The organism is Rugamonas sp. FW305-51 (genome assembly GCF_058786935.1).
In genome coordinates this window covers 182438-202671 of record NZ_JBYSZG010000006.1, presented here as the reverse complement: position 1 = coordinate 202671, position 20234 = coordinate 182438, and the positions used below count along the sequence as shown (strand labels likewise).

The window sequence follows — 20234 nt, the reverse complement described above, 5'->3', positions numbered from 1 at the left end:
AATTAGCCGCAACCGGCTCGAACTGGACCGAATTAGACCATAGGTAAATCGGGAACGCCGCCCTCTGACATACCCCCTCAGGCATTCCCCTTAATCCGCCAAGTATTCTTTTTCTTTGGGCACCGTTAGCGGTGGTTACGAACGCCAGGTGAGCCCATCCATCATGCCGGCGTTTGCCTTGGCTCAACGCCGGAATCAGGCAGCGGCGCATGCTGTGCGGAAACGAACTCACAGCCGCCCGCCATGAGCAGCTATCGCTTCGACCGCTCCGAGTACTATGCCTGCCTGCTGCGGCACGATGCCCTGCAGGACGAAGCCATTGCTCGCCGCCGGCAGGCGGATTGTCCCTATCTCCCGGTTGCCCCCCACTGGGACGGGTTCAGGCACATGCGCATTGGTGCGCGCGCGGAGCGGGTGCGCCAGGCCATTACGGAATCCGAGACGATTGCGCTACGCGCGCTGCAATCCAGGTTGGCTGGCATTGCCCTGGACGATATCTGGCCGGTTCTGCGGCATGTCTGCCATGACATTGCGCTGTATATCGGCGGCAGTGCGCTAGCTGGTGGCGCTATTGGCGGCGGCCTTGGGTTGCTGGCATTTGGCGGCGGCGCGTTGCCTGGCGCCACCGCCGGCGCGCTGTTGGGGGCGCAGGCAGGCGACCTGTTGCTAGGCTTCCTGGGCCTGAAGGACGTGGTGGGCTATATGCTCGACAGCGTGCCGCGTGCCATCCGTGAGTATATCGATGGTTTCAGGGAGGCATGGGGGCCGATACCCGACCTGCGCCCCGGTTCCTTCGACGGACCGCACTACGGCGCGGACTACAATCCGGGCACCACCTACATTGCCGCGCACGCGTTCGCGCGTGGCCATGCAATCATCGTGGTCGCGCTGCTGGCTGGAATAGTCGCTTACCTAGGCAGGGGAAACGGCAAATTGACGGCGTTGCTGACGGAAGTGCGGCAGAATGCCCGTCTGGGGCCGAAAATGGCAGACTGGCTGGCGCAGAACGAAGGAAAGCTGGCCAGCTATCCCTTGTTGAACGGGCGCGGTAAGGGGACTGGTGGTGGCGCAATCGGAGACGGGCAGGCAGGCGCGCCCTCGGCGTCCGGTTCGCGCGCGGCCAAACGGAGCGCCCGCGCGGAATCGGCCGCTGGGGCAACGCTGCGCGATGCGGCCCAGGTGAGAGCGAAGGGGATGGCGCAAGTTGCCAAGGACGCAGGATTAGGTCGGGAGAGCCTCTACAAGGCCCTCGCTCCGGGCGCGAAGCCGCGTCTTGACACCATCCTCAAAGTGGTTCGTGCGCTTGGCGTCCGGTTTTCGGCGCATCCGATGTGACTTCGATTTTTCTTCCTCTTGCCGAGTGAATCAAGGCAGCTTCAGGTAGCACACCCTGAGTCGCGCATAATCGTAATAGAAGCTGCCCGGCCCGATGCGGGCACCGTCGCAGGCAGGCTTGAAGGCGGTTTCCTCTTCGTTGTACAGCATGCGCACCAGCGTGTTTCCCTCAGCATTGCGATACACATCCCATTGGACATTGGCGGCCATCGGCGCCACCGTTTCGCCGCGCCACGGGCTGCTATCGTAGCGGTAGGCGATGCCATCGGGGAGCGCTTCCGACATGCTGCGCAGTCCGAGCAAGGCGGCGAACGGCACCACCGTTTCGGCGTGGGCGAAGCGTAGTTTGGCCACTTGCGATAAATCGCCACGCGATGCCGCATCGGCTGTCTCGAAAAAGTCGTCCTGCAGCAGCTGCGCCATGCGGTAGGTGACGCCGCCGTTGCCCGCGCTGGCCGGGCCTTTGCGGTAGAAACCGAGCGCGTCGTCTGTCTCGGCGAACACTGCGGCTTGCACGGACGGCAAGTAGCGGCCGAAGTCCGGCACGCCTTCTCCTTGCATGTCGGCCGCTGCGCAATACAGTTCGTACAGCGCCAGCGCGGCCGCCGTCGGACTGTCGATGATGGTGTGGCCGTCGCCGGTCAAGGTCTGGACCAATTTGCCATCGTCGCTGGTGTAGCTGAACGTACCGTTGTTGGTGCTGCGCCGTCCTTGCGAAAGGGATGCGACGAAGGAGGACGTGAACAGGCGCGCGAGCACTACCTTCGCCGCGTCGGCAAGGCGCGGCTGATTCAGGATATCGCGCTCTTTGGCGCGCAGGTCCGCGCTGTCGACGTAGGCCTGGTAGGCCAGGCTGTCCATATAGGTGCGGTACAGCGGATCGGCTGGATCGCTGACCTTGTCCTGCCTTGCGTTCAACTGGTGGAAGTAGAGCAGGTAGCGGTCCGTGCCCGCCGTGCGCTTGCCACCCTCGCTGGCGGGGTGCGGCGCGTGCGCGGGTGGATAGTCCAGAAGTGGCGCCAGCCCCGCCTGCCGCGCCAGCAACGCCTGGACGAAGAAAGCGCCGCTGTCGACCGCCCGGTCTTTGCCGGAGCTGACGACGGTGATACGGCGCGGCTGGTTTGCTGCGCCATTGGTGCTGGCAGCGTAGGCTGCGGCCTCGCGGAACAGTTCCGGCAGCCGTTGCTGCATGCGCCGGGCCAGCGCCGTGTGCTCCTGTATGCCCTGCAAGGTCTCGTTGCCGTAACCGGGCTTGCCGATGCCCGGCACGCCGTAACCGAGCAGGAAATTGGCCCGCATCATTTGCCGCAGGTCCGGCCCCAGCGCGGCGCCGAGCGGTGTGAGCGCGCCGTCCTGGCTGGCCTGCAGCCACAGGTTGTACAGGGCCAGGTCGGTCTTGAATCCGGTCAGCCCGCGCGACCCGTGGCGCGCCAGCATCTGCGTCTGCACGGCGCGGTAGCCGGCCGGGACGGGCTGGTACGTGGCCATGTCCTGCCGCGGGCGATACGGCGTCTTGGTCTGGTAGAACCGCGCGTCCGTGTCGGCGCCGGCGGCAAGCGCGGTGCCAGCGGGGGTACTGGCGGTCAGCAGCACCGCCAGCAGGGCCGAGGCGACAGGCCCGCCCGGCCATGCGATGCCTGGGCGTGCGCGCATCAGAAGTCGACCCTCAGGTTGACGCTGGCCGTGCGCGGTGCGCCCACGTTCAGGTAGTTCTCCTGGTAGAAGGTCCAGTACTTGCGGTTGCCGGCGTTGGTGATGTTGGCGCGCAGGCTGACCATCTTGCCGCCGATGCGCGAGCGGTAGTTCAAGCCGGCGTCGAACAGCGCATACGAAGATAGCGTGTGGGCATTGGCCGCATCCATGGCCAGCTGACCCAGGTACTGCGTGCCCGCGTGCAGCGCCAGTCCCGGCAGCAGGTTGGGACGCCACGTCAGCTGCAGCGAAGCCTGGCGCCGCGGCGCGCCCACGGCGCGCTTGCCGGTGACGGCAGGCGCCGCGTCCTGCAGCGTCGCGTCGAGCAGCAGCAGGCCGCCTTCGATCGACAGGTTCTTGGCCGCCTGCACCACGGTGTTCAATTCCAGGCCCTGGTAGCGGGTCTGGCCGTCGGCCACGTAGACGTTGGCCGCGTTGGTGTACTGCGCGCCGCGTTCGATGCGGAACAGGGCGGCGCTGGCGTTCCACCCCGCGCGCTCGGTCTTCACGCCGGCCTCCGCCTGTTTGCTCTTGAGCGGGGCGAAGGTCTGGTTGGCGTTCACGCTGGAGGTGGGCGCGCTGCTGGCCTGTTCCAGCGCCTCCACGTAGCTGCCGTAGAACGTGGTGTCGGCGGCCGGCTTGTACATCAGGGCCAGCGTGGGCGTCGTCTTGTTGGCCGGGTAGCTGGCGCTGACGGCGTTGGCGGTGGTGTAGGCCACATCCTTGAAGCGCGTGTAGCGCAGGCCGGCCAGCACCGACCAGCCGGCGGAAAGCTGCACCGTGTCGCTGGCGAACAGTGCATCCTGGGTGGTCTTGCCGTCCTCGTAGGTGCCGCCGCTGTAGTTCACGCTGGCCACCGAGAACAGCGTGGGCGCGTACAGGTTGCCGGTGCCGATGTAGGGCTTGGGCGTGACGACGGACGACACTGACGTCAGTTCCTGCGTCATCGCGCCGGCCACGATCTGGTGGCGCAGCGTGCCGGTGGCGGCGCTGCCTTCCACGCTCGCCTGCCACTGCTTGAAGTGGTAGCCATGCAGCTCGGAGGTGACGCGGTCGCGGTAATTGCCGCTGTCGCTGGTGAGGTAGTACTGGTCCTTCTTGTAGACGCGGGTGGAGTCCGAGGTGCGGTACGAGACGTTGGCGCGCCAGTCCGGCGCCAGCTGGTACAGCAGCCCCAGGGTGCCCAGGTCGAATTCGACGTTGTTGCCGGCGCCGGCGCTGTTCAGGTGCGTGTCGCCGCGCAGTGGGGCGGGCAGGGCGAACTGCGGGCTGGTGACGATGTCAGTGCCGCCCACGGTGCGCCGCCGCTGGTACAGCGCATCGTAGGACAGGGTGAGGTCGGGCGTGACGCGCCAGTCCAGGTTCAGGCCGGCCGCGTTGCGGTTGATGGCGCCGTCGTCCTCGGCCACGTCGCCATCCTCGTGCACCAGGTTCAGGCGGTAGCCCACGCTGGCGTCCTCGCCCACGCGCCCGCCCATGTCGAAGTGCTCCTTGATGGCGCCACCTTGCTGGTAGCCGATCGCGGCGCTGAAGCTGCGCTCCGTGGTGGGGCGCTTACTGACGTAGTTGACGATGCCGCCGGGCGAACCGAAGCCGTACATGAAGCCGGACAGGCCTTTGAGCACCTCCACGCTTTCGAACATTTCGAGCGGCATTTCCGTGCCGCGGTTAATGTTGGCCAGGCCGTCGATCTTGTAGCCGTTCAGGTCATCGAGCCGCAGGCCGCGCATGGCGATGGTGGCCGGATGGGTACCCACGCTGGGGCTGATGGCCGTGACGGAGGCGTCGTACTTGAGCACTTCGGCGATGCTGGTGGCCAGCCGGTCTTCGATTTCGTCGCTGCTGACGGCCTTGGTCGAAAACGGCGTATCGAGCTCGGAGCGGCGCCCGAGCGCGCCGCCGCTGACGCTGTCGCCCAGCTTTTTCTTCTCGACCGTCGCCTTGACGACCACCTGTGTCAGCGCCGCGGCCGGCGCCAGCGCATCGGCCGCTACGGCCTGCTGGGCGAGCGCCGGATGCAGGGCCGCCGCAAACAGGCCGGCGCTGGCGAGCGCCATGGTCAATCGGGTAATGCGTGGGGCAGGATGGAATTGGGTGAGCATGGACATGGTTGAGTGACTGTGGTGAGGACCGCACCGTTTGCCGGCAGGCGGCACGGAGCATGGCTGGGTTAAAAAACCAGCAATGTTAGATTGTCGGCATGACGCCCGTATGACAGTAAAATTGACCTCAATTCAAAAACACCACGCCTTATCCGCCCGTGGCCAATGTGCGCGCCGTGCGCGACGACGAAGTGCTGACGCTGGGTGCCAACCACCTGACGGCCCGCTTCACGCCCGGCCCCACGCATTGCTGGGCGATCCGAATGGCTGCAAACAGCTGGTGGCGGAGGCACGCAAGACACTGACTGAAAAACTGGCGGCGGAGCGGGGGAGGCATTGAGCGAGCGGGCGTCCGGTCGCCCATGACGTGGCGTTCGGTCCGGATTTTTCCGCCATCATCCGCCGCGAGCGCAGCTGGGTGGATAGCGATGCCTGGCGGATCCTGGCGCGCTTCGAGGGTGTCCTGCTGGTGATCGCGGACGAACACCCGCTGAACGCAAGCGCAAGGGGAGGGGCGGAAGGCAGTAGGAGTCGAACTTACGAGGGAGCGGCTGACGCCCCCCACCGGGTTTGAAGCCCGGCCCCATCACCGGATGAGTATGCCTTCCTCTTGGTACGTCAACTGTGCGTCAAGGTGGTGCGCCAAGGCGGTGCGCCAAGGCGGTGCGCCAAGGCGGTGCGCCAATGCCGCTAACACCATACGGCGTTGGGCCGTATCAAATGGAGGTTGCCTACCCGCCGAGTATAGCCGACCCGGTCGAAGTATTCCAACAGCTGGACGGCGCGCTTGCGGCCCAGCGCCGCGGCGTCGCGGAACGATGCGGCCTGCGCTTCGGGCAGGGCCGCCACCATGTCCGCCAGTTCGGCCAGCCGGGCCGGATGGTAGAACAGGTCCGGCACCACTTGCCCCACTTCGCCGCTGCGGTTCAATTTGCGCAGCAGGCGGCGCACCTCCGCCTCCGGCATGCTGTTTTCGCGCGCCAGGTCGCGTACCCAGGGCGGGTCGTAGCCGCCCGCCAGCAGCGCTGCCAGCAAGGGTGTCGCCAGTGCCTGGTCCTGCGCACTGAGTTCGACGCTGTGGCTGGGCAGGTGCAGGCTGCGGCCGCGCCGGCAAATCCGTCCTGCCGCGACCAGCTGTTCCACCAGTTCGCTCCACAGCCTGTCTTCCGCATCGGGCGCCACGATGCGCTTGAGCCGCCACAGTTCCGGTCCCGCCTCATCCGGGGCGCGGGCATGGAATTGGGCCAGTGCGGCAATGGCGCGTTCCTGCAGCGATAGCATGCTGGCGCTGGCGATCAGCAGTACGTCGCCTCCCGTCAGCGCGATGCGCACTGCGTCCGGCGGCACGGCGATGCGGTCCGCCGGCAGCAGGGTCAGGCGGGTCAGCGCAGACAGGCGCAGGCCGCGCGGACTGCAGGCCAGCAGCGCGGCCAGGTCGCCGCTGGCGACATGGCTGGACATGGCATCCAGCCACGCCAGGCGCTCGCTGCTGCGCCGCTTGCGGGCCGGTCCGAACGGATCCAGTACGACGCCGCCGCCAATGGTGGCGCTGGCCTGCGCGTTGCGGATCACGAAGCGGTCGCCTGGGACCGCATGCACGGGCGCGTCCAGCACCAGTTGTACGCGACCGGTATGGCCGGGAGCCAGCACGTCGCAGTCCAGCGGCACCACGTGCGCCGTGTGGTGGGCCGCGCCCAGGTGGACGTGCAGCGGCGACCAGGACTTGAGCGGCGCGCCGGCGCCGGCCAGCAGGGATAAATCGGCGTCGAAACGCTCGCAGCACGCGGCCAGCGCAGGCGATACGATCCAACTGCCGCGGGCGATATCCTCGCGCCCCACGCCGCCCAGGTTCAGCGCCAGCCGCTGGCCTGCCAGGCCGCGCTCCGCTGCGCGGTTCTGCGCGTGGATGCTGCGCACACGCACCTGCTGGCCGCCAGGCGCCAGTTGCAGCATGTCGCCTACCCGCACGCCGCCGGCCAGCGCGGTGCCGGTGACGACGGTGCCTTGACCGGCCAGCGTGAACACGCGGTCCACGCCCAGCCGGAACAGGCGCTGTTCGTCGCGCGCGGGCAGCTTGCGGGCCGCGTCGGCCAGGTGCGCCAGCAGTGCCGCCACGCCGGCGTCGCCCGCTGCCGTGGCGTTGGTGCGGAACAGGGGCACGTCATCGAAGCCCATGGCTGCCAGCAGGGCGGCTACTTCCGTTTCCACTTGCGCCAGCCGTGGTGCGTCGGCGCGGTCGGCCTTGGTCAGGGCCACGGCGCCGCGCCGTACGCCCAGCAGGCGCAGGATGGCCAGGTGCTCCAGCGTCTGCGGCATGATGCCGTCGTCGGCCGCCACCACCAGCAGCGCGTAGTCGATGCCGGTCACGCCGGCCGCCATGGTGCGGATGAATTTTTCGTGGCCCGGCACGTCGATCACGCCCAGCACGTCGCCGTTGTCCAGCGGCAGATAGGCGTATCCGAGTTCGATGGAAATGCCGCGCGCCTTTTCTTCCTTCAGACGATCGGTATCGACGCCCGTCAGCGCGCGCGTGAGGGTGGTCTTGCCATGGTCGATATGGCCTGCCGTGCCGACGATCATATGGCCAGCTGTTCCAGTTGCAGCATGAAGCGTTCCTGCTGGCCGCTATCGAGGCAGCGCAGGTCCAGCCACAGCGCATCCTGCGCGATGCGGCCGACCACGGGGGCGGGCAGGGCGCGCAGGCGCCGCTCCAGCACACCCAGCGCGTCGCCGATGCGCGAGCCGGGCGCGGCGCGCACGCTCAGGCCGTGGCTGGGCAACCGGTCCACCGGCAGCGCGCCGCTGCCGATCTGGCTCGTCATGGCTTCGTCGCGCACTTCGTAGCCGGCGCCCAGCACGCGCTGCAGCAGCGGCAAGATGGCTTGCGCCTGCGCGCGCATGTCGGCGGCCGGGCGCGTGAGCAGGCGCAGTGTGGTCAGGCGTTCGGGCAGCAGGTCGGGCGCCCGGTACAGGGCCAGCACGGGCGCCAGCGCGGCCAGTGTCAGCTTGCCGACGCGCAGCGCGCGCTTGAGCGGGTTGCGCTTGATCTGCGCAATCAGGTCGGCGCGGCCGGCGATGATGCCGCACTGCGGCCCGCCCAGCAGCTTGTCGCCGCTGAAGGTGACCAGGTCGGCGCCGGCGGCGATGGTCTCGCGTACCGTCGTCTCATGCGGCAGGCCGTATTGTTCCAGGTCGACCAGCGTGCCGCTGCCCAAGTCCACTGCCAGCGGGATCTGCCGGCTGCGTGCCAGCGGCGCCAGTTCGGCCACCGCCACGCTTTTGGTAAAGCCGGTGATGGCGTAATTGCTGCAATGGACCTTGAGCAGCAGCGCCGTCTGCGCTCCGGCCGCATTGACGTAGTCGGCCAGGTGGGTGCGGTTGGTGCTGCCCACTTCGCGCAGCGTGGCGCCGGCGCGCTGCATGATGTCCGGGATGCGGAAGGCGCCGCCGATTTCCACCAGTTCGCCGCGCGAGACGATGGCTTCGCGGCCATGGGCCAGCGTGTCGAGCATCAGCAGTACGGCGGCGGCGTTGTTGTTGACCACGGTGATGGCCTGGGCGCCCGTCAGTTCCTGCAGCAGCGCTTCCACCAGCTCGTCGCGGTCGCCGCGCTTGCCCGTGTCGAGGTCCCATTCCAGGTTCATGGGCCAGCGCAGCGCTTCGACTACCGCCTGCACGGCGCTGTCGGGCAGCAGCGCGCGCCCCAGGTTGGTGTGCAGGACGGTGCCGCTCAGGTTGAAGACGGGCCGCAGCGGGCTGCGGTTGGCCTGTGCCAGGCGCTGCGCCAACAGGGCGGTCAGGGCGGGGATGGTGATTTCGTCAGCGGCGGGGGATGGTGCGATGGCGCCGGCGGCAGTGGACGAGATATCCGCAGGCGCAGAGGTGCGAGCGGCGGTGCCGGCGCCGGCGCCAGTGGCTGCGCTGGCACCGGCACCGGCGGCTGCCACATGCAGCATGTCGCTGCGCAGTTCGGCCAGCAGCGCGCGGGCTGCGGCCAGGGTCTGGACGCGGCCATATTCGGCCAACAGCGGCTGGCAGGATGGATCGGACAGGATCAGATGCACGGCCGGCAGGTGCACGCTGCGCGTGCGCGTGCGCGCCGTTGCCGCCGCCATGGTTGCGCCGGTTGCCGCGTCCGCAGCCGGACCGCTCATGCTGCGCTGAACCACAACAGGGGATTGCCGCTGGCCCGCGTGTAACCCGCTTCGCCCACCAGCACGTCGAGCATCAGGCTGGCCAGGTCGTCGGCCAGTGGTTCGACGTTGTAGTCATGCTCCTGGTTGAAGATCTTGCGGTAGCTGTGGCAGTCGTCGCAGGTCTCCGCGCGCGCCACTTTGGACGGATCATTGGCCTTGCTGATGGCTTCGGACGGCGGCGCAGCCGCGGCTTCCGCATCTTCCAGGCTCTGGTATGCCACGTGCGCATTTTCCTCGCAGCTGGAACACTTGACGCGCACCATATGCCATTCGCTGGAGCAGATGCCGCATTGCAGATAGCGGTATCCCTGCGACTGGCCGCCGATGCGGATCACGCTGGCCACGGGATGCGAGCCGCACACGGGGCACAGCGCCCCCGTCACCAGTGGCTGCACGCGGCGCGCGTCGAGCAGGCTGGCTTGCAGCGTCCACACCACCTGCAGGGCGGCGGCCACGAACGGTGCGTGCAGCGGATTGATGCCCTCGCCGAACTGGGACAGCACGGCGTCGGCGCAGCCCTCCAGTTCGGAGTTGGTGAGCTCCTGCAGTTCGTCCAGCACGGAGGAGAGTTGCGGCTGGCTGTCGGCCAGCGTCCCCATTTGCACCAGCAGGCTGTCGAAAATGTCGCGCCAGGCGAGCGGCCGCACACCGCTGACGGGCAACGGCGGCATGTTGTGGCTGAGCGCCAGCGCGATGGCGTCGTCGTCGGGCAGGCCGATGGCCGCTGCCAGCGCATCGGCATCGGCCGGCAGGGCCAGCGTGACGGCGGCCTGGGCGTCGACCAGCGCGGCCATCAGCAGCAGGTAGCCGCGCAGGGTGGCGCCGACCGGGATGCCTTTGACTTCGTTATTGGCCAGCTGGCGCAGGCGCGCCGCGCGCGCGGCAAACATGTCGCGCGGCTGCGGCAGCAGCAGGCGCGGAATGGCGGTGTGATCGAGCGCTTCGATCTCGCCGGGTGCAAGCAGGCGTTGTACCAAGTAAGTCCCCCGTCCCAGAATGCCAGGCCGGCCCGCCGCCGGCGGCGGCAGGCCTTGCGGCTTATTCTAATCCAAAACGGGCGCAACTCAACAGGCGAAATCGCTAGTCGCGTGACTTGCGCACGGCCTCCTCGAACCAGCGTCCGTGATGCTTGCGCGCCCACCCGTAGGTCACCGTGCCGCGCACCATGGCGCCCAGCGAACCCTTGACCCACAGGCCGGCATACACGTGGATGATGATGGCCACGATGATGAGCAGGGCGCAGAAGGCATGGAGCACGGCACCCAGCCGCACCAGGCCGATGGGGAACAGGGCCGAGAAGTAGGCGCGCCAGATCACGAGGCCCGACAGCAGCAGCACGGCCATGCAGCCGATCAGCACGAAGAACAGCAGCTTTTGCCCGCCGTTGTAGCGGCCCACCTTGGGCACCAGATGTTCGCGCTTGTGGATCACATCGCCCGCCTGGTCCAGCCATTCCCGGTCGCCCGGCTCGAACTGGTTGTGGCGCCAGAATTGCGCCACCATGCCGGCGAAGGCGGCGAACATGATCAACCCGATGAAGGGGTGAAGAATGCGCGTCCACTGCCCACCGCCGAGGAAAACGGCCATCCATGCCGTGGCAGGGTGGAACATGGCCAGGCCCGACACCATCAGCAGCACGAAGCAGATGGCCGTGACCCAGTGGCTGCTGCGTTCATTGGCCGTGTAGCGCTCGATGAGCGGATTGCCATCCTTATCGTGATTCATTTTGGCTCTCCCTGATCCGGTTGGCGTCCCTTACTGCCTCGGCTTCTTCGTCCTTGCTCACTTCATTCGGTCCCACGCGCGAGTAATGGAACCAGCCCGCCAGCGCCGTGACGGCAATGCCGGCCAGGGCCAGCGGCTTGGTCATGCCCTTCCACAATCCGACCATGGGGCTGATACTGGGCGCGGCCGGCAGGCCGTGGTACAGGCCAGGCTGGTCGGCATGGTGCAGCACATACATCACGTGGGTGCCGCCCACGCCGGCCGGGTCGTACAGGCCCGCTTGCGCGTAGCCGCGCGACTTGAGGTCGGTGATGCGCTCCTCGGCATGCAGCCGCATGTCCTCCTTGGTGCCGAACACGATGGCGCCGGTGGGGCAGGTCTTGACGCAGGCCGGCTCCTGGCCCACGGCCACCCGGTCCGAGCACAGGGTGCACTTGTAGGCCCGGCTATCCTTCTTGGAAATGCGCGGCACGTCGAACGGACAGCCGGCCACGCAGTAGCCGCAGCCGATGCAGTTCTCCTGGTGGAAGTCGACGATGCCGTTGGTGTACTGCACGATGGCGCCCGGCGCCGGACACGCCTTCAGGCAGCCCGGGTCTTCGCAATGCATGCAGCCATCCTTGCGGATCAGCCATTCCAGGTTGCCGTCGCCCGTCTCGTGTTCGGAAAAGCGCATCACCGTCCACGATTGCGGCGACAGGTCGTTCGGGTTGTCGTACACGCCGGCGTTCTCGCCTACCTCGTCGCGCAGGTCGTTCCACTCCATGCAGGCGGTCTGGCATGCCTTGCAGCCTATGCATTTCGATACGTCGATCAGCTTGGCCACGGTGCCCAGGGACGGCTCGCGCGCGTCCGGCGGCTGCACCGTGGTGGCGGACTGGCGCTTGATGTCCAATGATTGCAGTGCCATCTCATTCTCCTCGCGCACTCACGCTTTTTCCACCTTGACCAGGAACGACTTGTATTCCGGGGTCTGCGAATTGCCGTCGCCGACGGTGGGGGTGAGCGTGTTGATCAGATAGCCCGGCTTGGTCACGCCCTTGAAGCCGAAGTGGATCGGCAGGCCGACCGTGTGGGTCTTCTTGCCATTGATGGTGAGCGCCTTGATGCGTTTGGTGACCACCGCCTTGGCCACGATGTGGCCCCGCTTGGAACTGACCTTGACCGTGCCGCCATTGGCCACGCCGATTTCGGCCGCCAGCTCTTCGCCGATTTCCACGAACTGCTCCGGCTGGATGATGGCGTTGAGCCGCGCATGCTTGGTCCAGTAGTGGAAATGCTCGGTGAGCCGGTAGCTGGTGGCCACGTGCGGATAGTCGGCCGCCAGGCCGAACTTGGCGCGGTCGGACGGGAACACGCGGGCCCCGGGGTTGCTGGTGGCGCGCGCGTTGGCCGGATGCAGCGGGTTGTGGCCGATCGGCGTTTCGAACGGCTCGTAGTGCTCGGGGAACGGGCCCTCGTTCATGCCGGCGCGGCAGAAGAAACGGGCCACCCCTTCCTGCAGCATGATGAAGGGCCCCATGCCGTTCTCGGGCGGTTCGTCGAGCTTGAAGTCGGGCACGTCCACCCCGGCCCAGTTGGTCCCGTTCCAGCCCACCAGCTTGCGGGTGGGGTCGAACGGCTTGCCTTTCGGGTCGCACGAGGCGCGGTTGTAGAGCACGCGGCGGTTGGCCGGCCAGGCCCAGGCCCAGTTCAGCGTCTGGCCGATGCCGGACGGGTCGGCGTTGTCGCGCCGGCCCATCTGGTTGCCGGCTGCCGTCCACGCGCCGGCGAAGATCCAGCAACCGCAGGCGGTGGAACCGTCGTCGCGCAGCTGGGCAAAGCCGGCCAGCTGTTCGCCTTTCTTCACCAGCACCTTGGTCGGGTCCTTGGGATCGGTCAGTTCCTTGAGTGCCTTGCCGTTGTATTCCATCGCCAGTTCTTCCGGCGTGGGGCTGAACGGCTGCGCATACGGCCAGGTCAGGTTGACGATGGGATCGGGGTACTTGCCGCCCTCGGTCTGGTACAGTTTTTTCATGCGCAGGAAGATGCCCGACATGATCTCCAGGTCACTGCGGGTCTGGCCTGGTCCCTCCGCCCCTTGCCAGTGCCATTGCAGCACGCGCGAGGAACTGACCAGCGAACCGCGCTCCTCGGCAAAGCAGGTGGTGGGCAGGCGGAACACCTCGGTCTGGATCTTGGCGGGATCGACTTCGTGGAAGGCGCCGAAGGGACGCCAGAATTCGGCCGTTTCCACCGCCAGCGGGTCCATCACCACCAGGAACTTCAGTTTGGACAGCGCTTCCGTGATCTTCTGCTTGTCCGGCGCCGAGGCCAGGATGTTGAAGCCCTGGCAGATGTAGCCGTTCATTTTCCCCTGATGCATGAGCTCGAAGGCTTGCATCATGTCGTAGGGCTTGTCCAGCTTGGGCAGGTAGTCGAAGGCGAACTTGTTCTCCTCCGTGGCCGCGTCGCCCCACCAGGCCTTCATCAGGCTGACGTGGAATTTGCGGTAATTGCTCCAGTAACTGAGCTGGTTGGGCCGCAGCGGCTTGAGGGCGCGCTGGGCGATGTAGGCGTCGAAGTCCTGCTCGGCTTCGCCGGCCAGCGTCATGTAGCCGGGCAGCAGGTTGGACATCAGCCCCAGGTCCGTCAAGCCCTGGATGTTGGAGTGGCCGCGCAGCGCGTTCATGCCGCCGCCGGCGATGCCTATGTTGCCCAGTAATAGCTGCACCATGGCGCCGCAGCGCAGCGTCTGCGCCCCGGTCGAATGCTGGGTCCAGCCCAGCGCGTACAGGATGGTGGCGGCGCGGCCCGGCACGGCTGTGGAGGCCAGCATCTCGGCCACCTTCTGGAATTTATCGGGCGGCACGCCGCATGCCGTCTGCACCATGGCCGGCGTGTAGCGCGAGTAGTGCTTCTTGAGCAGCTGGTAGACGCAGCGCGGATGCTCCAGCGTGGGATCGATTTTGGCGTAGCCGTCCTCGCCCAGTTCATAGTTCCAGCTGGTCTTGTCGGCATACTTGCCGGCCTTGTCGTCGTAACCGGAATAGAGGCCGTCGTTGAGCGCAAAATCGTCCCGCACGATGAAGGGCAGGTCGGTGTAGTTGCGCACGTACTCGTGGTGGATCTTGTCGTTGGTGAGCAGGTAGTTGATGATCGCGCCCAGGAACACGATGTCCGAACCGGTGCGGGTGGCCACGTAATAATCGGCCACCGAAGCGGTGCGGGTAAAGCGCGGGTCGACCACGATCAGCTTGGCGCCGCGGTGCGCCTTCGCCTCCGTCACCCATTTAAAGCCGCACGGGTGGGCTTCGGCGGCATTGCCGCCCATGACCAGGATCACATCGGCATTCTTGATGTCGACCCAGTGATTCGTCATCGCACCACGGCCAAACGTCGGGGCAAGACCTGCCACCGTCGGACCATGTCATACACGCGCCTGATTGTCGAAAGCCAGCATGCCGGTGCTGCGCATGGTCTTGTGCGTCAGGTAGCCCACCTCGTTGGTGGAGGCCGAGGCGCACAGCATGCCGGTGGAGAGCCAGCGGTTGACGATCTTGCCGTCCCCGTTCTTTTCGATGAAGTTGGCGTCGCGGTCGGCCTTCATCAGCTTGGCGATGCGGTTGAGCGCATCGTCCCAGGCGATGGGGCTCCACTCGGTGGCGCCCGGAGCCCGGTAGGCCGGCACCTGCAGCCGGTTGGGGCTGTGGATGAAGTCGATCAGGCTGGCCCCTTTCGGACACAGCGTACCGCGGTTGACGGGGTGGTCGGCGTCGCCCTCGATGTGGATGATGCGGGCCGTGGCGTTCTTGGCGCCGTCCCCCAGTCCGTACATCAGGATGCCGCAGCCTACCGAGCAATAGGGACAGGTGTTGCGGGTCTCGGTGCTGCGTGCCAGCTTGTATTGCCGGACTTCGGCCAGCGCGGTGGCCGGGGCGAAGCCCAGCAGCGCGATGCTCGATCCGGCCAGGGTTGCGCCAGTCACCTTCAGGAACTGACGCCTCGACATCTGGTTCATGGGGGAGCCTCTCAATGAATGAAAAGACACCGGCCAGTGTAGCACTATCAAAACAAATGTGGTCGGTTTGCTATTGTCTGCGGCAATTTTGCATCAGATCAGCCAATTTTGTTGAGTAGTCAATAATATTTTCACGGCTTGCCGGGGAACTTTCCCCTCGTGCCGGGTTCTAACCACAGGTGTGAAGGAGCACAGCATGGACACAGCATATGAAACGGGCATAGTCGCCTGGGCCGAAGAGCAGGTTGCCCTGTTACGGACCGGCCATTGGGCTTTGATCGACGTGGCACACATTGCGGAGGAGATCGAGGCCGTGGGCAAAAGCGACAGGCGTGAATTGCTGCATCGTCTGGCCGTCCTGATATCGCACCTCATGAAATGGAAATATCAGCCGCGGTTGCGAGGGCGGGGCTGGGCCAATACCATCATGGAGCAACGCGACAGCATAGAAGATGTATTGACCGATAGCCCCAGCCTGCGTGGCCTGCTGCACGACCCGGATTGGTTGGCGCGAATGTACCGGCGTGCCCGCAACATGACGATACGTGAAACGGGCTTCGACGATTTGCCGCAGGAATGTCCGTGGCCGGTTGACACTGTCCTTGGTCCGGAATTTTCCCCGGACTAACGCTGGCCAGATCTCGCCAGTCCATTGCCCGCGTGGACTAAGCCGATACGCTTGCCGCCCGCGGCACAGTGGCCGGGCCGTTCCCCGCGGCGCAGACCTGCTCCATGCTGCGGTACAGCTGCTCGGGCGAGGTGGGTTTATGCAGCAGCGGCACGCCGCTGGCGCGCGCCTCGCGCAGGCGGGCCGGCGCCGTGTCGCCCGTGATCAGCAGGGCCGGTATGGCGCGCCCGGCCTGGGCCCGCAGCATGGCGATGGCTTCGGCGCCCGTGCGCTGCTCGCGCAGCCGGTAGTCGCTGATGATGATGTCCGGCGGCCAGCACTGCGCCAGTGCCAGCGCCGGTTCGATGCTGTCGGCCACCCGGCAGTCGCAGCCCCAGCCGGCCAGCAGTTGCTGCATGCTGACGCGCACGATGGCATCGTCGTCGATCACCAGCGCGCGCAGCGGCAAGGTGCGGCGCACGGGCAGTTCCGCCGTCGGCATGGACATTGGCGGCCCCGCCAGCGCCGGCATGGGCGCCAGCGGCACGGCCAGCCGGAACACGCTGCCCCGTCCCGGGCGCGACGCCACCGTCAGTTCGTGCCCCAGCAGCTGGGCCAGGCCGCGCGCGATCGACAGGCCCAGGCCCAGGCCTTTCTGCCGGTCCCGCTCTGGATTGCCCAACTGGTGGAATTCACGGAACACTTCCTCCTGCTGCTCGGCCGCGATGCCGATGCCGCTGTCCCATACCTCCAGCATGGCGCAGGCGCCGCGCCGGCGGCAGGCCACCAGCACGCCGCCTTGTTCCGTGTAGCGCACCGCGTTCGTCACCAGGTTGCGCACGATCAGTTCCAGCAGCGCGCGGTCCGTATGCAGCGCCAGTCCGCTGTCGCGGGTGCGGTACACCAGGCCCTTGGCGTTGGCCTGCGGCGCCAGTTCGCTTTCCAGCTTGGCCAGCAGGGGCTGCAGCGCAAACGCCTCGACCTGCGGCTCGATCACGCCCGCTTCGATGCGCGAAAAATCGAGCAGCGTATGCAGCATGCCGGCCGACGCTTCGGACGCGGCGCGGGCGCTGGCCAGCACGGTGCGCTGGCTGTCGTTGAGGGGCGAGCGGGCCAGCACTTCCAGGAACAGGCCCTGGGCATGGATGGGCTGGCGCAGGTCGTGGCTGGCGGCGGCCAGAAAACGCGACTTGGCCAGGTTGGCTTCCTCGGCCGCATGCAGGGCGTGGCGCGTCTTGTCGGTCTCCACACGCAATTGGCGTATCAGGCCGATATTGTCGAAGCGCAGCTGGATGGCGGCGCGGGCGGCGCGGGCGCTGTTGCGCGCCTGGCTGAGCAGGCTGAAGCAATACACCACCACGGCCAGGCTCAGGGTCCGGAACGGCAGCGCATCGAGCGACCACGCCCTGAGCGCGAGCGCGCCCAGTTCGCACACGCAGAAGATGGCGAACACGCTCAACACGGGCGACAGCATCGACATGGCGTTGCCGACGATGCCAGACAACACGGCCACCACCAGGATGCTGTTGGCCGTGGAGGCGGGATCGAAGCCGGTCCAGGCCAGCGCGCCCCAGGCCGCGCCGTCGATGGCGGTCAGCACGAGCATCCGGCGTTCGAGCCGGTAGGCACGCCATGGCCCGATCCGGCCGCGCAGGATGCGGCGCGCGTCCCAGCAGCCGAACACTTTGGAGCCGATGACGGCGGCGCACCACAGCCGCAGTCCCGGCAGGTTGGCCGGGGTGGCGAGCGTGTACAGCAGCAGCGAGGCCACCGCCAGCGTGGGCAGCAGCGAGCTGCCCATATTGCCCAGCAACAGGCGCATCTGTTCGGCCCGGATCAATCCCTCGGCGCGCCGGGCCGCGCCCGGCCTAGCCAACCAGCCCCCGGCTGCGGGCCGCGTAGGCCGCCTCGGCCCGGCTCACCACTTGCAGCAGGGCCAGCAAGGCTTGCACGTGGCCGCGCACCGTGTTCTCCGACAGGTTCAGGCGCCGCCCGATCAGCTTGTTGGACATGCCCTGGCACAGCAGGTCGAGCACTTCGCACTGGCGTGGCGTCAGGCGCGGCGCGGCGGGGCGCAGCGCGGACGGCGTTGGCATACCCGGTTCGGCCCGCAACACGGCCGTGATGCCGTCCAGGATGACGGCCGGCGTTTCCCGCTTGGAGATGTAGCGCAGCGCCCCATGTTCGAGCGCGCGCCGCGCCGTGTCCGGGCGCTCGTCGGCCGACAGCACGACGATGGCGCAGTCAGGCCATTTGCGCTGGATCAGGGCCATGCCGTCCATGCCGTTCAGACCCGGCAGTTGCAAGTCCAGCAGGGTCACGGTGGGGGCGGGCGCATCGTGCTGGCCGTGCACGGCCTGGTCCAGCGTGGCCGCCTCGCGCAACGGCCGGCCGGGATAGGCGTTCTCCAGCATCATGCGCAGGCCGGCACGGAACAGCGCATGGTCGTCGATCAACAGAAAGGAATGGCTCATGGCGTAATTACAACGCAGCACGACCGCCGCTGCAAGTGGCCGGGCGCAATTCGGTCCAAATGGACTATGTTCGCCGCAATGATATCAAATTACCATCGATGACGATCAGCGAGGCCGCCACCGGCCCGCAGTACCGATCCGGCCCGGCGCGCTTGCCGGCGCCGCCAACTCCAATACCGAAGGGAATCCTATGAAATCGACTTTGCTCGCACTCGTGCTGGCCGGCGCCGCCGCCGGCTCCGCCATGGCCCACGACTACACGGTGCCGTTGCTGCAATCGCCGTACCATCACAACGAATGGACGGGTAGTTTCAACCTGAGTCTGCCCGACCCCATCGACGGCAATTTTTTCAGCGACACGTACACGTTCTCGCCTACGCTGAACGGCAATTTCATGGCCAATGGCGGGGTGGTGAATTTCTACGGCAGCGAATCGCAGCACATCCGCTTCACGGAAGTGAGCCTGAACGGCAAGAAGCTGGACATCGCCGACGCGCTGTTTGTCAGCGGCGCCCACCTGTTCGACACGGGCTTCAGCGGCCCACTGGTGCTGACTGTGCGCGGCTTCGCCGGCCCCTCGGCCAGCTATTCGGGCGGCTTGAACATCACCACGGCCGTGCCGGAACCGGAAACCTACGGCATGCTGCTGGGCGGCCTGGCGTTGATGGGCGTGGTGGCGCGCCGCCGCCGCGCGCGGTAAGGGACAGGTAGGCAAGGCGCGGGTGGGCGCCGCGTGTCTTGCCCGTTTGGGAAAGGTGCCGGCGGCGCAGGCGGGCAGCTGCCCGCACTGCCGGCCGATGCCGCTTAGCCGGCGAGGACGTTGAGCACTTCGTAGCAGGCGCCCATGGTGTGGTAGTCGGTCTTGCCGGCCGGGCTTTTCTCGTCGCCCAGTTTGCGGTTGTCCGCGCTGAGCAGGCGATACCAGGCGCCGTGCTGGTGGTCGATCATATGTTCCCAGCTGTAGTGCCAGAGACGCTCGTACCAGTCCCAGTACGCCGGCTCGCCGGTGCGCGCGGCCAGCAGCGCGGCGGCGGCCAGGCTCTCGGCCTGCACCCAGAAGTATTTGTCGCTGTCGCAGATGCTGCCGTCCGGCGCGAAGCCGTAACAGATGCCGCCATGTTCGCCGTCCCAGGCCTTGGCCAGGGCCTGGTCGAACAGGGCGCGGGCGCGCGGCAGCAACCAGTCGGACGGGCCGGCCAGCTGGGCCGCGTGGCGTTCCAGTATCAGCAGCAGCTTGGCCCATTCCGTCAGGTGGCCGGGCTGGTAGCCCCAGGGACGGAAGATGTTGGTCTTGTCGTGGCGGTTGTAGTCGCCGTCGACCGACCAATCCTGGTGGTAGTGTTCCCAGATCAGTCCATCGGCCAGTGCCGCCTGGCGCACGGTGATGTTATGGGCCAGCGTTTCCGCCCGATGCAGATAGGCCGGTTCACCGGTCGCCTCGAAGGCGGCGAGCAAGGCTTCGCAGCTGTGCATGTTGGCGTTCTGGCCGCGATAGGGTGCCAGCTGCGACCAGTCGGCGCTCGCCTCGTCCGCATACAGGCCGTGCTCCGCCTGCCAGAAGCGCTGTTCCATCAACGCGTAGGTCTCCGCGATCCAGGTACGCGCTTCCGCCACGCCGGCCATCACGGCGTGCGAATAGGCCAGCAGCACGAAGGCCAGGCCGTAGCAGTGGTTGGTGCCGTCCGTGACGGTGGCCGCGCCGTCCTGCCAGTCCAGCGCCCAGGCATAGCCGCCGGTGGCCGCATTGCGATGCGCGTTGCGCAGGAAGGCCAGGCCGTGGCGTACGCGTTCCAGGTAGACCGGTTGCTGGAACTGGCGGAACGCCATCGCGTAATTGAACACGAAGCGCGTGCTGCTGACCAGGTGGCGGCTGTGCGCGTTATAGACGGTGCCGTCGTCCTTGAAGTAGTGGTAGAAGCCGCCGCTGCCGTCCACGCAGCGTGGTTCGTAGAAGCGCATGGTGTGGCGGATGTGGTCCAGCAGCGTGGCGCGGGCGCGGAAGTCGGGTGTCATCGTCATGGCAAGTGGTTGGTGATGGGTTGAGTAAGTGCGCAAATAAGTGCGGGGTCGGTTCCGGCAATTGGACAAGTCGGTGGTCCATGC

The 20234-nt window shown here is 66.9% G+C and carries 13 protein-coding genes, 1 tRNA gene and 2 pseudogenes; 4 read left to right on the top strand and 12 right to left on the bottom strand.

Going from position 1 to position 20234, the window contains the following annotated elements; all coding sequences use genetic code 11:
- Positions 1–243: 243 nt before the first annotated feature.
- A pseudogene (locus AC3WOS_RS07040) lies at positions 244–999 on the top strand (DUF6861 domain-containing protein); the annotation flags it as partial.
- Between the two features lie 180 nt (positions 1000–1179).
- Positions 1180–1335 (top strand): annotated as a pseudogene (locus AC3WOS_RS07035) (addiction module antidote protein); the annotation flags it as partial.
- Between the two features lie 30 nt (positions 1336–1365).
- On the opposite strand, the gene AC3WOS_RS07030 reads toward AC3WOS_RS07035, so the two are convergent.
- The 9 genes from AC3WOS_RS07030 to fdnG all read right to left on the bottom strand — a co-directional run bounded on the left by AC3WOS_RS07030 (position 1366) and on the right by fdnG (position 15050).
- Positions 1366–2988, bottom strand: a complete 1623-nt coding sequence (locus AC3WOS_RS07030) for a histidine-type phosphatase (protein ID WP_492715167.1) — start codon at positions 2986–2988, stop codon at positions 1366–1368.
- The gene (locus tag AC3WOS_RS07025) at positions 2988–5084 is read right to left on the bottom strand and encodes a TonB-dependent siderophore receptor (RefSeq protein WP_492715166.1); all 2097 of its coding nucleotides are present in this window, start codon (positions 5082–5084) and stop codon (positions 2988–2990) included. Before AC3WOS_RS07025 ends, AC3WOS_RS07030 begins: the two co-directional genes overlap by 1 nt.
- A gap of 560 nt (positions 5085–5644) precedes the next feature.
- Positions 5645–5737: transfer RNA gene (locus AC3WOS_RS07020), tRNA-Sec, on the bottom strand.
- Positions 5738–5819: 82 nt separating this feature from the next.
- Complete coding sequence (gene selB, locus AC3WOS_RS07015) at positions 5820–7709, bottom strand: selenocysteine-specific translation elongation factor (RefSeq protein ID WP_492715165.1); 1890 nt, start codon at positions 7707–7709, stop codon at positions 5820–5822.
- Positions 7706–9283 (bottom strand): L-seryl-tRNA(Sec) selenium transferase, encoded by a 1578-nt coding sequence (gene selA, locus AC3WOS_RS07010; RefSeq protein ID WP_492715164.1) that lies wholly within the window; start codon positions 9281–9283, stop codon positions 7706–7708. Before selA ends, selB begins: the two co-directional genes overlap by 4 nt.
- Positions 9280–10302, bottom strand: coding sequence for a formate dehydrogenase accessory protein FdhE (gene fdhE / locus AC3WOS_RS07005; protein ID WP_492715163.1), 1023 nt, complete (start codon positions 10300–10302; stop codon positions 9280–9282). Before fdhE ends, selA begins: the two co-directional genes overlap by 4 nt.
- A gap of 103 nt (positions 10303–10405) precedes the next feature.
- Positions 10406–11050, bottom strand: a complete 645-nt coding sequence (locus AC3WOS_RS07000; RefSeq protein WP_492715162.1) for a formate dehydrogenase subunit gamma — start codon at positions 11048–11050, stop codon at positions 10406–10408.
- Positions 11037–11960, bottom strand: coding sequence for a formate dehydrogenase subunit beta (gene fdxH / locus AC3WOS_RS06995; protein ID WP_492715161.1), 924 nt, complete (start codon positions 11958–11960; stop codon positions 11037–11039). The genes AC3WOS_RS07000 and fdxH overlap by 14 nt, the downstream gene beginning before the upstream one ends.
- An 18-nt stretch (positions 11961–11978) precedes the next feature.
- Positions 11979–15050: a formate dehydrogenase-N subunit alpha gene (gene fdnG, locus AC3WOS_RS06990; protein ID WP_492715160.1), complete on the bottom strand. Its 3072-nt coding sequence runs from the start codon at positions 15048–15050 to the stop codon at positions 11979–11981.
- A gap of 196 nt (positions 15051–15246) precedes the next feature.
- On the opposite strand from fdnG, the gene AC3WOS_RS06985 reads away from it, so the two are divergent.
- Positions 15247–15678, top strand: coding sequence for a DUF29 domain-containing protein (locus tag AC3WOS_RS06985; protein WP_492715159.1), 432 nt, complete (start codon positions 15247–15249; stop codon positions 15676–15678).
- 37 nt (positions 15679–15715) lie between these two features.
- On the opposite strand, the gene AC3WOS_RS06980 is transcribed toward AC3WOS_RS06985, so the two are convergent.
- Complete coding sequence (locus AC3WOS_RS06980; RefSeq protein WP_492715158.1) at positions 15716–17533, bottom strand: ATP-binding response regulator; 1818 nt, start codon at positions 17531–17533, stop codon at positions 15716–15718.
- Positions 17526–18131, bottom strand: coding sequence for a response regulator (locus AC3WOS_RS06975; protein WP_492715157.1), 606 nt, complete (start codon positions 18129–18131; stop codon positions 17526–17528). Before AC3WOS_RS06975 ends, AC3WOS_RS06980 begins: the two co-directional genes overlap by 8 nt.
- A 190-nt stretch (positions 18132–18321) precedes the next feature.
- Between AC3WOS_RS06975 and AC3WOS_RS06970 the strand changes: the two genes are divergently transcribed.
- The gene (locus AC3WOS_RS06970) at positions 18322–18831 is read left to right on the top strand and encodes an FxDxF family PEP-CTERM protein (RefSeq protein WP_492715156.1); all 510 of its coding nucleotides are present in this window, start codon (positions 18322–18324) and stop codon (positions 18829–18831) included.
- A gap of 104 nt (positions 18832–18935) precedes the next feature.
- Here AC3WOS_RS06970 and AC3WOS_RS06965 read toward each other — a convergent pair whose 3' ends face one another.
- Complete coding sequence (locus tag AC3WOS_RS06965) at positions 18936–20144, bottom strand: AGE family epimerase/isomerase (protein WP_492715186.1); 1209 nt, start codon at positions 20142–20144, stop codon at positions 18936–18938.
- Positions 20145–20234: the final 90 nt, after the last annotated feature.

What these genes read in the sequence shown, in the direction of transcription:
- AC3WOS_RS07030 (WP_492715167.1), bottom strand. Translation starts at nt 2,988, where the DNA reads ATGCGCGCACGCCCAGGCATCGCATGGCCGGGCGGGCCTGTCGCCTCG.
- AC3WOS_RS07025 (WP_492715166.1), bottom strand. Translation starts at nt 5,084, where the DNA reads ATGGCGCTCGCCAGCGCCGGCCTGTTTGCGGCGGCCCTGCATCCGGCG.
- selB (WP_492715165.1), bottom strand. Translation starts at nt 7,709, where the DNA reads ATGATCGTCGGCACGGCAGGCCATATCGACCATGGCAAGACCACCCTC.
- selA (WP_492715164.1), bottom strand. Translation starts at nt 9,283, where the DNA reads ATGAGCGGTCCGGCTGCGGACGCGGCAACCGGCGCAACCATGGCGGCG.
- AC3WOS_RS07000 (WP_492715162.1), bottom strand. Translation starts at nt 11,050, where the DNA reads ATGAATCACGATAAGGATGGCAATCCGCTCATCGAGCGCTACACGGCC.
- fdxH (WP_492715161.1), bottom strand. Translation starts at nt 11,960, where the DNA reads ATGGCACTGCAATCATTGGACATCAAGCGCCAGTCCGCCACCACGGTG.
- AC3WOS_RS06985 (WP_492715159.1), top strand. Translation starts at nt 15,247, where the DNA reads ATGGACACAGCATATGAAACGGGCATAGTCGCCTGGGCCGAAGAGCAG.
- AC3WOS_RS06975 (WP_492715157.1), bottom strand. Translation starts at nt 18,131, where the DNA reads ATGAGCCATTCCTTTCTGTTGATCGACGACCATGCGCTGTTCCGTGCC.
- AC3WOS_RS06970 (WP_492715156.1), top strand. Translation starts at nt 18,322, where the DNA reads ATGAAATCGACTTTGCTCGCACTCGTGCTGGCCGGCGCCGCCGCCGGC.
- AC3WOS_RS06965 (WP_492715186.1), bottom strand. Translation starts at nt 20,144, where the DNA reads ATGACACCCGACTTCCGCGCCCGCGCCACGCTGCTGGACCACATCCGC.